Below are 13,293 nucleotides of genomic sequence, written 5' to 3'. Positions count from 1 at the left end.
ACGACTATTTTGAGGAAGATAGACTCTAACTATAAAGTAGTTTGTGCCGCTTAACACCAATCAGGTGGTGATGCTGCTTGAGTATGCAGATAACTCCAATGGGCTAATGGCACGCTTGATAAGAGAAAATCGTTGAGGTAGCAAGGGAGAAAGAAGAAGTTTTGGGCATACAAACAGTTCCAAATCCGGCTCAAGCATAGACTATCGTAGATTGCTTGCCGGAATTCTTCTAATTGTGTCAGGAACATCTAAGTCAATGAGCTTTTGTTTACATTCATTGATTTTACATGAGTCAGTGTTACTACTGATTGCTTTTCTTTCAAACTTCAAGATTAGTCTTCAGTACTATTATCTATTTTTTATCTCTAATTATCTAAGTACTTTTTTCTGAGCCTAAGCTTTTAGTCCAAACTCCAGATGTTTCATTTTTTGGGAAATATCATCGATGAGAACTTCTACACCGATGGGGTAAGCAGTGTGAACTTCTCGCTAACCCCGGTTGTAACGAGAATACAGGGTCGTACTATTGCCAAAGTCTAAAATGGTTAATTTTTTCGGTAGTGGATGCCCAAACAATGCACCCAGAGCCAACCAAATGTTCGTTCTACAATTCATCGTTTTGGCAATCGCTCAATGTTTTCGAGTTCCTTTGAATCACCTCAACTCGAACTTGCTCACCACAAACTTTCTTGACCGCTTGAGCAAAGTTTTCGCCTGAATAGCCCTGATCTACCCAAACAACTTCCAATTTAGACAATTCTTCAACAGCCTCATCCAGTAGAACCACAGCCCCTAAACGCTCTGACGCATTCGCTTCGGTCACTAAAACACCAATCAGCAACCCTTGAGAATCTACAACGATATTTTCTTTCTGGTTTCCCAAGTTGGCTGTTTGTAGACGTTTTTTTAGTTCCTATTCGCTTTCTCTGATTTTAAATTGAGTTCTTGAAAGGGTGGAGACGTTTCGGTTAACTTGATTGCACTCGGTTGAATGGATTTACCATTCACCTGTAACGTATAACTACTTTGCCGCAGGTGTTCTATAAAGTAGACCCCGGCATCATTTGTAACCGACAGGAGCCGCTGCCCGGAATCTACGTCGGAGCCAACCTGAATTGCTTCGACTCGGACACCACTCAATGGGGTTCCGTGGCTATCTGTGACAATGCCTGAGAGCGAATAGGCAGGGATGAGGGGAACTAGCACAGGAGTATAGCTGCCAGCCACAACCTTAACTGCATAAGCACTGGTTGCTGCCTGCCAATCGGGGGGTAGCCCTGCTGCATCCAGATCCAGACGATAGGTGTTGGGCAGCAAACGTACTAGGATGCGATCACGGTCAACCTGTGCCCTAGCAGTTTGAACCATTTGATTATTGATCGTCACGAGATTGGGATCTGTGTAAAACTCCTCGCCTGCATCGCGTTGGCCGTTGTTATTGCGATCAAAGAACGGCTGCACCAGAATACCACCCTGAGTCCGTAAATAGTTGGCATGACGATCGCCAGGAGTGATACCACCTTGAAGATTCAGCCCCGATACTAACTCGATACCAAAAGTCGATTCGCCTGTTGTCACTGATACGCCCTGATAGCGGGCGCGGAGCATTACGCCAGGGATGATTGTAGTGCCCACAGAGGCAAGTACGCCAGAACCCCGCGAGCCGATACCATAGCCTAATTGGGCTTCCCATAACAACGTGCCATCGATGGAACGTTCTTTTGAGCGATAACGCCAAGCGAGATTAACTAGATCGTCATTCCTATTTTGGTTGTAGGTGTCGTAGCCGAGAACAAAGGAATGTCCAGTTGTAAAATCGCTGTGCTTTCCCAGGTAAAAACTTAGCGCCGATTGGGAACTGATTTCATTGCCGATAGAGTTCAGTTCAAGTTTTCCCAACCGTTGAATCAGATTCCAGCGCAGGTGACTTTTGGTGTCAAAGGTAAGGCGGGCAAAGGTAAAAGAATCTCTGCCACTGAAGTTGAGTTGAATGCCTCCAGAGGTGGCATCACTACTATTGGTGTTGCCCAGCAAAGTGATGCCTTTAGCCAGTTGCCAATAGGCATCTAATCGGCTGGAGAAGCGATCGTGGGTGAACCGGGCACTGAAGTTTTGCGATGGGTCATAACTGACATCTGCATTGATGTCCCATGCTGAATTATCGCTGCCGCTTAGGACTGAAACTGCTGCCTTGAAGGGGACGTTTTCTGGCTGCCAGAAGAGTTCGGCTAGTCCTCTTAAAGACTGATCGTAGACAGTGCCTGCGCCTAGCGTCACGCTATTTGAAACGCCCCATCGTTGAGCAATGCCACCCCGAAATGTGGAAAAATCGCCAAAGAGATTGTTATTATCCTGTTTGCTGTAATCTCGATTCACTCCACCGGAAACGATCAACGCGGAAGCACCAGCAGGAAGTTGACCAGCTAAATTGGAAAACGTCGCGTCTCGAATTTCTGGTTGGGCAGTTAATTGTCCTTTGGGATAGAGGAAGACCTGGTAGTAGCCGCCCAGCGCTGGGGTTTCCAATTTGAGATTCTCAAACCGATACACGCCAGAGGAATCCACCAGGGTTTCGGCAATGATGCGATCGCTAAACCCCTTTACCAGTCGCACTAAAGTTCCCGGTTCTGCTTGCCCAGACACCGTTCGTCCAACCTGTGCTGCTTGCAGGCGTTGGCGCGGATCGCTTTCGCCATAAAATTGCGGCGGTGGTGTGTAGCCCTGGCGCTGAATGAAGGTAAAGCCTACATAGTCGTTAGGGCTGAGGTTCTGCCAGAAGGGGGCCTGAGTACCCACAAAATAATCATTAGCATCGGTCTGGCGTTGAAATAGCGCATCTGTAATCCGCCAGCTATTGGAACTAAATAGTTTGGGCTGGTCTGCTCGCACAAACCAACTGCCGCCCAAAATGCTACCCACCGCAGTCAAATCTCCGCGGAAAGCAGTTGGGGTTGAATCTCCACCACTGACGCTGACCCCTTGTTCGATCGCAGCCAGAGAAATATCTGGCGATGCAATTCGGGGTAGCCCTTCAAGCTGCACAGGAGCCTCTTCCAGTGATGAGCTTTGTTCCGGTGCCGTCAGCCAGGGTGCGTCAAACACAATCGCGTACTCTTTGAGATCAAACTCAACCTGAACTCCAAATAGCGATCGCACCTCCCCCACTGAAAAAACCAGACCCAATTTTGGATCGGTGTGGAGTTTGGCAGGATCGATACGAACGGCAACACTCGGCGATCGTAATTCGATTTGATTGTCGGGTAAAACTTTTGTGCTTAATTTCAGCGCTTGCACCACGGCATCATAAGGCAATAACCAATGTTCTAGATCGAGTGCTTTCGAGCTATTTTCCTGCCCCCGAACAGAAATCCCCTCATTGACGTTGCGCCCACCAATGTTGATACCTACCGGAAACACTGTAAAGCCCTCCGGCACCTGAGCAATGGGAGACAGATTCGGTTCCGGTATCTGCATCTTCGCATCGCTTGTTGGCAAAGTGGCGGAATTTGCTGAAACCGTAGGCGCAACAGTCACACGTTCAACCGGACTCGCCTTTTCGGAATCCGTAGGCGCAACAGTCACACGTTCAACCGGACTCGCCTTTTCGGAACCCAAAGACTCAGGTACAACCTTTGGGGCAATCTCAGGCTGCGTTGCCGGAATATGCACAGATGGAGGTTCTGTAACTAGAAACTCTATATCTTGTAAATCAATGGATAACGGTTGTCCCAGCAGTTTTGCATCTGATTTAACGCTTGATTGTGCATCAGCACCCGATGGTTCCTGTTCTTGATCGGGTGCTGATGGACTTAAAGCAATTGATTTAACGTTTGATTGTGCATCAGCACTCGATGGTTCCTGTTCTGGATCGCGTGCTGATGGACTTAAAGCAATTGATTTAACGCTTGATTGTGCATCAGCACCCGATGGTTCCTGTTCTCGATCGCGTGCTGATGGACTTAAAGCAATCTGTTTTTCATCAATAGATTTAGGAGTAATGCTAAAGATGCCGATCTCCGAAGGAGATTTACTATTAGAAATGTTGTGGGGAATTGAGTGGACGATGGCGGGTGGGGGAATTGTTGGGAACATAGAGGTAAGCGGAGTTAAAATCAGCAGGCAAAATCAGCCTTCCTCAGGTCTTCTAGGTGGCTCTTAACTTTGTGCAAATTAGTTAGCAAGCAATCTGTTGAGACCCTACACAGTCGGCCAGTCATCGTCGTAAGTAGTTGGACAAGAATATTTACAGTCATTGTGAATGAAGCGTACCCCTGCGGGGAAGCTTCATTCACAATGGCGTTGTGTAATTAATTCTGCTCGATAAAAGTAGGACGCACGGACAAGGATTTTACGTCATTACGAGCAAAGCGTTTGCGGAGCGTCTCGTAGAGAAGTAATCGCAAAGGCTTAGTTTTTCCTCACGAGTACGTAAGTCCTAAAAATTATTGATTGTGCAGTTCCTACTTTGCAGGTACTATCAAATCCACCGAAAATGGCACTGTCTGAGCGTTGTCCTCACCCCAGAGCAACTGTCCACTTAGTTGGTAGTTACCAGGGAGTAAGGGCGATGGATCTTTTTCTGAAACGGCTAAAGCTAAATTACGATCGCCCAGAGCAATGATGGCAGTAGGTGCCAATTCTCCACTCCGAAATACTTTGTTTGCTTGCTTCAACGACCAGCGAACCATTGGGCGCACAGATGCATTGCCTATATTTTTGACGAATAGTTCGAGATGCTTTTGCTTGGCATTGAAACTGGCACGATCGACAACTAAGTTCGGCGCTGTATCTCCCTTGCGGACGTAAACAGTCGTACCGACTCGAGTGATAATGCCAACTTTCCGTCCGATTGTGTCTGTTGACTCATTCAAGGCTTCTGTAAAGATGACTGCCCGGTATTCACCATTCGGTAGGCTGGGAGCAAGCTGAGCCACCATACGAACCCGACGGCTACTTCTGGGTGGCACAATCAATTCTCTAGGAGAAAACTGTATATAAGAACCCAGATAGGTTGAATCAGAGGGTATTGTTTGGAACCCGCGATCGCGGCTGTAAGTGAATGGCTCCGTATAAACCCTCGCCCGCAACGGCGTATCCCCAGAGTTGATCACGTTAAGCACTGCTTTTGCTTGTCCCCGGTTTGCCTGGGCTTCAATCACCAGAGGGGATGCTCCCAGATTTGCCCAAGCAGCACCATTGACCAAACAAGCTGCTGATAGTAACCAGCCACTCAGTTGAATGGCTTTTAAAGTTGTGGATGAAGCGGGCTTGTGAACACGGGAGAACATGATGACCGATCCTAGCTTTGCGAATAAATCTAAGGATTAGAAAGAATGAAAGAATGATTGATGGGGGAAGTAAGTTAGCTAGAATTCCCCCATCTGATCTTTGTACGTCGCTTTATTAAGGGGTGACTGTCAACGTCACAAACATATCGTAGGCACCGCTGGGGATTAGACCAAGGGTTGTGGTTGTCATATTCACACTCAAATTAGTGACACCTGGCAGGGGCACAGGAAAAGGAACAGAGGGTGCGACAATAGCAACAAGGTTTGCGCCTGTGCCTGTAACTGCAACCGTCTTTACGGCTGTAGTATGGTCATAGCCAGCAGGTGCAGTGGCTTGTTGGGGTGCAGATGCCGAGAGGGTTGCCAGAATGTTATTACAGGTGAGTTTTGCTTGACCAGAAGTGCCGCCACTGGTTGGCAGACTGCTAAGAGTTGTGCCAGCAACGTCTAATCCTAATGTGCCATTCTGGACATTGCTAAATGTGCAGGAAGAAGCGACAGTTCCATTAAAATGAACATCCTGCGTGCCAGCTTGAGCAACAGAACTGAATGCAAATGTGCTACCAAGAATCATTGCGGAGAGTAATACAATACGACGCATAATAAATTCCTCAAGTTAACTGAATGGATGTTTAATGGTGTTCCAGAGATGGCTGATGTATGAGATGAATTGAGTGCGGTACTCTCAACCTTTTTGTTTTTCAGTCACGCTCGTTTCTCTAATTTAATGACCCCAAGTAACTTTGTAATTCGTAGCTCTACGCGTTTAATGAACTCGCTCATCTTAAATTCAGTAATCCTTTTAGCAATCAATGATCTCAAAGAAGGGTGTCATCTGTAGCTCTACGCTTTTACTGAACGTACCCATCTCGAACTCAGTAATTTTTCTAGGGTGATGTTAGTAGTCTCAGTAGAAATTGCAAAAGTGGGTAGAAAGATGAGCAGTTATACCATTTCACGAAAAGCTTGATACAAATAAAGCCGATAAAATAAAATCCCACCCAGCAATAGATGGGAGCAATGCGATGAGAGTGACATGGGTAAGCAGGGGAGGCAGGGGAAGAGAAAGAAATGAGTGTATAAGCAATCTGTAACGCTCGTAAAAAGTACTAAAAATGCCTCTTTACCCCCCCTCTAACAATGATTATAATTCTGACAACTGGTGATTTTATTCTTTGGAAGTCCCTAACCTGAGTGAATAGCTCAAGAAGAGATGAAAGCATTTTTACAAGCATTTTTTTCATCCAACTATATACCGCATGGACATTGCTACCTTTGGCAGTCAGGGTTAGTTTGGCTACATGGAATGTCAGATGCGTTAATTGCCTTGGCTTACTATTCCATTCCCATTTTTCTGATTTACTTGTCTTATAAACGCTCAGATATCCCTTTTCGTAGAGCTTTTTGGCTTTTCGGAGCCTTCATTGTTTGTTGTGGAACCACTCATGTGTTAGAAATCTGGACGCTGTGGCATCCAACATACTGGCTCACAGGAGGAATGAAAGCAGTGACAGCGATCATCTCTCTCTATACAGCGCTGACACTAATTCAGTTAACTCCTAAGGCTTTGGCATTACCTAGTCAGGCTCAATTAGAGACTGCAAATCAGACCCTTGAACAACTCAATCAAGCACTAGAAACAAGAGTGGCTCAACGTACTGAAGAGCTAACGAAAACGATTCGACAACTGCAAAACGAAGTGGAGCAGCGCCAGCAAACCGAAACCGACCTGCAACGATCTAATCAAGAGTTAGAGCAGTTTGCCTATGTCGCTTCCCATGACCTACAGGAACCCTTGCGGGTGATTGTCAGCTATACCGAACTATTGGCACAGAAATATCAAAAGCAGTTAGATGAGAAAGCCGAGAAATACATCACCTATATTGTGAATGCTGCATCTCGAATGCAGGCACTAATTGAAGACTTGCTATCATATTCCAGAGTTGGTCGTTGCGATTTTCGATTAGTTTCGACCGATTGCAATCAGGTAGTTGACCAAGTGATCCACACATTCCATATTGCGATCGCCGAAAGCAACGCCACCATTACGCGCGATCGCCTCCCGACGATCAAAGCCGACAAAGAACAATTCACCCGCTTGTTACAAAATTTAATTAGCAACGCGATTAAATATCGTCAAGAAGAGCCTCCTCAAATTCACATCACTGCCACCCAACAAGATAACCAATGGCGATTTGCAGTACGCGATAATGGGATTGGGATTGAAGCCCAATATGCAGAGCGCATCTTTATCATCTTTCAGCGCTTACATACCCGCCGCCAATATTCTGGCACAGGACTGGGTTTAGCCATTTGCAAGAAAATTGTTCAGCGTCACAACGGAAACATCTGGGTGGAATCAGAGCTAGGGAAAGGATCTGTTTTCTGGTTTACAATGCCAGTAGATTCAGAAACCTCCTAATGAGCAAAGACTCTCACCCGATTGAACCCATTGAAATCCTTTTAGTCGAGGATTCACCAGAGGATGCCGATTTAACGGTTGAAATCCTGGGCGATGCCAAAGTTCTCAACCGAATTCATGTGGTGGAGGATGGGGTTGAAGCCTTAAAATTTTTACGGCAGCAGGGCGATTATGCTAATGCACCTTGTCCAGATTTGATTTTACTGGATTTAAATCTACCTAGAAAAGATGGTCGAGAAGTCTTAGCCGAAATCAAAGCCGATCCCGATCTGAAGTTGATTCCGGTTGTGGTTTTAACAACCTCTGCGGCTGATGAAGATATTTTGCGAACTTACACACTGAATGCCAATTGCTATGTTACCAAACCTGTGAGCTTAGAAGAATTTGCTAAGGTGATTCGTTCGATTGAATTTTTTTGGCTGGTGGCTGTGAAGCTTCCCAAACTTCCATCGTAGGCTATAGTTAACATCTGGTGTTGATTTAAGGATTGGTTTTGGCATCACTTTTAAGTAGAACTCATGATCAAGAATGATTCTCTACAAATTCTGTTAATTGAAGATAGCCTAGAAGATGCGGATCTCTTACAAGAATTTCTAGAAAACGCAGATCAATCTAGCTGGAAAGTTACAGTTGTAGAAAAACTGACACTAGCCCTCGAACAACTGCATCGCCACAGCTTTCATGTGATTCTATCCGATCTCTCCCTGCCCGATTCTCATGGCTTGGAGACAATTACCCAACTCCATGCGGTGGCTCCAACCTTGCCCATTGTCGTACTCACCAGCCTCAAAGACGAAGCGAGCGCTTTAGAGGCAGTGCGGCAAGGCGCACAAGATTATCTCGTCAAAGGGCAAATTAACACCTATGCCTTGATTAGAGCCATTCGGCATGCGATTGAGCGATCGCGAATGCAACAGATAATGCATCAACAGTCAGTGGCGATCGCCGCATCAACTGAAGGAATTGCCATTTTAGACACCCAATGGAACTATGTGTATGTCAACGAAGCCTATGCCAAAATCTACGGTTACAAAGATTCGAGTCTACTGCTACAGACCAATTGGAAAATTCATTATGACCCTATTCAACAAGCCCGCTTGAACCACGAAATTGAGCAAAGCCTACAGCAACGAAGATTTTGGCGAGGAGAGGCTGTTGGTCATAAATGTAATAGTCAATCTTTTGACCAAGAACTCTCAATCACATTGTTACCGGATGGGGGAACAGTCTGTATTCTGCGAGATATTAGCGATCGCAAACGAACAGAAGCTGCCATGAAAGAAGCTTTGCAGCAAGCCAGAGAATTACACCAACTCAAGTCTCAATTCATCACGATGGTTTCCCATGAATTTCGGACACCGCTGAGTGTGATTTTGGTAGCAACAGAGTCGTTAAAACGCTATGCTCACCAATGGACTCCAGAAAAAAACCAGATTCGCTACAATCACATCATCGGTGGAGTGCAGCGGATGACTGAGTTGCTCAACGATATGCTGGTTATGAACAGATCGGGGGAACATCAGACCAAATTCAACCCTCTACCACTGAACTTAGAAAAGTTCTGTCAAGAATTAATTGCGACATTAACGACCAGCGAACACCCAATTATCTTTGAGAGTCAGGGCAACAATCGGCAAATTTGCCTCGATCCAACCCTCTTGCAACTCATACTCACCCACTTGCTCTGCAATGCAATTAAATATTCTATAGACGGTGGAAGGGTGATGTTTGACCTGATTTTTGCTCCTGAACAGGTAACTTTCTCAATTCGAGATGAGGGCATTGGCATTCCCCTAGAAGACCAGGACAAATTATTCATCCCGTTTTATCGCGGTAGCAATGTTGGCAATCTGGCTGGGACGGGCATCGGGCTAGCAATTGTTAAGCAATGTGTGGAACGGTGTCAAGGTGTAATCAATGTTACTAGTCAGGTGAATCAGGGTACTCTAATCATAGTAACCTTGCCCATTGCTTTAGTAGAGCAGATTCATGACCAAGATCCTGGTAATTGAAGATGAACCATCCCTACGCGAAGAAATCCTAGATATCTTAGAGTCTGAGGGTTTTGATGTGGTGGGAGCAGAAGACGGGGTACAGGGTCTTCATTTGGCTCAAACAACCTCCCCTGACCTGATCCTCTGCGATGTGATGCTACCCGAAGCTGATGGGTATGCAGTGTTATCTAGCTTACGACAACACCCAGACACAGCACTGATTCCTTTCATTTTCCTCACCGCTAAAGCAACCCGCGAAAATGTTCGGCAGGGGATGGACTTAGGCGCAGATGATTATTTAACAAAACCCTTTAGGACGGATGAGTTGCTTAACACTATTACAAGTCGATTGACTAAGCAAGCAGCGATCGTCCAGATCCATCAGAAAGTTACCCACCTTCAGCACTCTAATTTACTCAAAGACGAATTTATCGAGACTGCATCACAGGAATTACGAAGACCTGCGACTAATATTATGATGGCGTTAAAACTCCTGCGACAAGCTTCCAACCCAGAGCAAACGCAACGCTATATCGATCGGTTGCAGCAGGAGTGTTCCCGCGAAATTAATCTGATTAATGACTTGCTCGATTTGCATTATTTGGGTGCAAACGAACGTCCCTTACAACCGGAAACGGTGAATTTACAAACCTGGATTCCAGCGATCGTCGAACCATTTAAAATCCAGGCTCGACAACGCCAACAAACCCTCTGGAGCAACATTCCACCCTATTTGCCAATGCCCATAATCGATGCCGCAGATTTCAAGCGCATCTTGAGCGAACTGCTCAACAATGCTTGTAAGTTCACGGCTCCCGGCGGCAAGATTGTTTTGGAAGCCCGTTGTGATTTGATTGCATCCGATGGTCAGATGATTATGTTCATTATTAGCAACGAAGCAGAGATTCCAGATGAGTTCATTCCCAATCTGTTCCAACCGTTTTATCGGGCACCAGAGGTCGATCAATGGCAGCAAGGCGGCAATGGTCTAGGCTTAACACTGGTTGAGAAATTGGCTGAACGACTAAACGGTAAAGTTCAAATTAGTAGCAAAGCGGGTTGGACTCAGTTTACGCTTCAAATGCCTATTGAGACTAAGGAGCCTGTTGCCTTGGCTCCTAACTAAATGAGAGGAATTCATAGCAGAGATAAGTAGGTCGGCTTGAAGAAGGTAGGGTAGCAGGGGGCAGGGGGCAGGGGGCAGAAGGGAAGAGACGAGGCGTTGCATAAATCCGGGATGAATCGGCGCTTGAAAACATTGATAATTCATTCCAGATTGGGAGAAATTATCCCATGATTCAGCAACGTCTTAGTCGAGTTGATCTTTCTTAACATAGTTTTGTTTTATTGTGTCAACTTAACTTATATGTGCAAAATATTAGTCATTGAAGATGAAGTTTCACTGCGCGAAGAAATTCTTGACATTTTAGGAGCTGAAGGCTTTGAGGTCGTGGAAGCCGAAGACGGTCAAACTGGAATCTGTTTGGCTCAGTCCCAGCATCCCCAACTGATTCTCTGCGATGTGATGATGTCAGGTGCAGATGGCTACGAGGTGCTATCGACATTAAAGCAGAATCTAGATACTGCATTAGTTCCCTTTATTTTTTTGAGTGCTAAAAGCACCCATGAAAATATTCGTCAGGGTATGAACCTGGGTGCGGACGATTATTTGACGAAACCCTTTAGTGTCGATGAATTATTAGCGGCGATCGCCGCCCGACTCGCCAAGCAGGAAAGAGCATCCCAGGCGCAGCATAACTCTGCGCTCTGGGATTCGTTGACTCACTTACCCAACAAACCGTACTTAATCGAGCAACTCAATCGGTTAATTCAACAGACACCCACAAATACAACCTCTCAGTATGCCGTGCTATTTGTGGGCTTAGATAGCTTTAAGGAAATCAACGATGCATTTGGGCAACTGATGAGCGATCGCTTGCTGCAAACTGTAGCCACTCAACTACGGCAAATCCTTGCGCCTGAGCAGTTCCTCGCCTATTTTGGCGGTGACGAATTTATTATTATTCTGGAAAACATCTCGGATCTATCGACAGCAACCCAGCTAGCCGAGCAACTTCATCAACGGAGTCTGAAACAAGCATTCGATTTAGGCGGCTGTGAAGTATTCAGCAGCATAAGTATCGGAATTACGCACAGCCAGTTTTGCTATAGCAACGCCATCGATCTGCTCGCCGATGCTTCCCTAACAATGCATCATGCCAGAACAACAAGTAAGAATGGATATACTGTGTTCGATCCCGCAATGCGAGTTAATCTTTCTGAGCAGTTCCAGTTAGAAACGGACTTGAGACGAGCGATTCTTGAAATCACATATTCGGATAAACAGCAAGAATTTTGTTTACATTATCAACCCATTGTTCATTTGTTTACAAATCAATTAATCGGTTTTGAAGCATTGATTCGCTGGAATCATCCCGAACGAGGAATGATACCACCGATTCAGTTTATTTTGATCGCCGAAGCAAAGGGGCTAATTGACGAGTTAGGCTGGTGGATTCTCAAAGAAGCTTGTAATCAACTGCGAAGCTGGCAACAGCAGTTTCCTCAATACTCTGGCTTGATCGTGAACGTTAATATTAGCGCGCTGCAATTGAATCAAACCGACTTTAATCAGCAGCTAGCAGAAATATTGCATCACTATGATTTGTCTGGTGAGTACTTAAAACTAGAAGTAACTGAAAGTTATCTCTTAGAAATGACAGAGGAAAAAAATAACATCCTCCAATCGCTGAAATCGTTGCAAATTAAGTTATGTATTGATGACTTCGGCACAGGTTACTCCTGCTTGAGTTGTTTGCATCAGTTTCCAATTGATACGCTGAAAGTCGATCGCTCTTTTATTAGCCAGATTGATGCAGATGGGCAAAATGCCGTGATTAAAGCTATTATTGCTCTGGCTGACAGCCTAGATATTAACATCGTGGCAGAAGGGATAGAAACCTCAGTTCAACTGGAAAAATTAAAAGAATTGAACTGTAAGTTGGGACAGGGTTACTTATTCTCTAAACCGTTGCCCAGCCAAGCAGCCACTCAACTGCTCGCCGATGGGATCTTTGAAAACTAAATAAAGAGAAAGGATCTTATCGATGGGTTGAAGCTTTTCAGAAAGTAAACAAATTATCTACAACGGCTTCTTTTAACGTTTCACTATCAGTTAAAATTGGGAAATTTGCCGTACTCACGCTTACTCAATTCTCCTGCGTCAATATCCTTTAAGACTTACGCAAGTGTCACAAAAAATTAAAACTTTTAGTTTGTAGTAAGGGCTACCCTGCGGGAACGCTTCTCTTCGAGAGGCTCCGCCAACGCAAACAGCCCTAATTTTGAGGACTAAAGTCCTCTCTGCGAGACGCTGCGCGTAGCAAGATCCGCGAAGGGGTACACTACAAACTAAAAATAATATGCCAGTTGCGTAAGTCCTATCCTTTTTACTTACTTTACAAAAATTTATGCACTTTTATTTTGATTTCTTACTAGTAGTCTACCAACCCAAAAATGCTAAGTGAGGGCTGGGGAAAGGGAAAAGGGTAAGGGATTTAAACCCTTTCCCCCTTCGCCCTTACCCTTT

9 protein-coding genes and 2 pseudogenes are annotated in these 13,293 nt (G+C 45.3%); 5 read left to right on the top strand and 6 right to left on the bottom strand.

What is annotated here, in order from left to right; all coding sequences use genetic code 11:
• Positions 1-50 precede the first annotated feature (50 nt).
• The 6 genes and pseudogenes from RMZ41_RS29275 to RMZ41_RS29250 form a co-directional block, all read right to left on the bottom strand.
• Positions 51-248, bottom strand: a complete 198-nt coding sequence (locus RMZ41_RS29275; protein ID WP_322641242.1) for a hypothetical protein — start codon at positions 246-248, stop codon at positions 51-53.
• A gap of 157 nt (positions 249-405) precedes the next feature.
• Positions 406-585, bottom strand: a pseudogene (locus tag RMZ41_RS29270) (hypothetical protein); the annotation flags it as partial.
• Positions 586-614: 29 nt separating this feature from the next.
• Positions 615-874, bottom strand: a pseudogene (locus RMZ41_RS29265) (transposase); the annotation flags it as partial.
• A gap of 32 nt (positions 875-906) precedes the next feature.
• Positions 907-4,092, bottom strand: coding sequence for a carboxypeptidase regulatory-like domain-containing protein (locus tag RMZ41_RS29260; protein ID WP_322641243.1), 3,186 nt, complete (start codon positions 4,090-4,092; stop codon positions 907-909).
• 368 nt (positions 4,093-4,460) lie between these two features.
• Positions 4,461-5,288 carry a P pilus assembly protein, chaperone PapD gene (locus RMZ41_RS29255; protein WP_322641244.1) on the bottom strand — a complete coding sequence of 276 codons (828 nt, stop codon included), beginning with the start codon at positions 5,286-5,288 and terminating at the stop codon, positions 4,461-4,463.
• 115 nt (positions 5,289-5,403) lie between these two features.
• On the bottom strand, positions 5,404-5,889 hold the full coding sequence (locus RMZ41_RS29250) for a hypothetical protein (protein ID WP_322641245.1): 486 nt from the start codon (positions 5,887-5,889) through the stop codon (positions 5,404-5,406).
• A 612-nt stretch (positions 5,890-6,501) separates the two neighbouring features.
• Between RMZ41_RS29250 and RMZ41_RS29245 the strand changes: the two genes are divergently transcribed.
• The 5 genes from RMZ41_RS29245 to RMZ41_RS29225 all read left to right on the top strand — a co-directional run bounded on the left by RMZ41_RS29245 (position 6,502) and on the right by RMZ41_RS29225 (position 12,789).
• Entirely contained in the window at positions 6,502-7,710 is a 1,209-nt protein-coding gene (locus RMZ41_RS29245; RefSeq protein WP_322641246.1) for a sensor histidine kinase, read from the top strand.
• On the top strand, positions 7,710-8,165 hold the full coding sequence (locus tag RMZ41_RS29240; protein ID WP_322641247.1) for a response regulator: 456 nt from the start codon (positions 7,710-7,712) through the stop codon (positions 8,163-8,165). The genes RMZ41_RS29245 and RMZ41_RS29240 overlap by 1 nt, the downstream gene beginning before the upstream one ends.
• A gap of 63 nt (positions 8,166-8,228) precedes the next feature.
• Positions 8,229-9,722 (top strand): sensor histidine kinase, encoded by a 1,494-nt coding sequence (locus tag RMZ41_RS29235; protein ID WP_322641248.1) that lies wholly within the window; start codon positions 8,229-8,231, stop codon positions 9,720-9,722.
• Positions 9,700-10,830, top strand: a complete 1,131-nt coding sequence (locus tag RMZ41_RS29230) for a response regulator (protein ID WP_322641249.1) — start codon at positions 9,700-9,702, stop codon at positions 10,828-10,830. The genes RMZ41_RS29235 and RMZ41_RS29230 overlap by 23 nt, the downstream gene beginning before the upstream one ends.
• 240 nt (positions 10,831-11,070) lie before the next feature.
• Positions 11,071-12,789, top strand: a complete 1,719-nt coding sequence (locus tag RMZ41_RS29225; RefSeq protein WP_322641250.1) for an EAL domain-containing protein — start codon at positions 11,071-11,073, stop codon at positions 12,787-12,789.
• Positions 12,790-13,293: the final 504 nt, after the last annotated feature.

The sequence above is a fragment of the Nostoc sp. DedVER02 genome (genome assembly GCF_034530675.2).
In the GTDB taxonomy this organism is placed as follows: Bacteria; Cyanobacteriota; Cyanobacteriia; order Cyanobacteriales; family Nostocaceae; genus Nostoc.
Note: the sequence above shows the minus strand (reverse complement) of the source record. Positions and strands in the feature narration are given on the sequence as shown.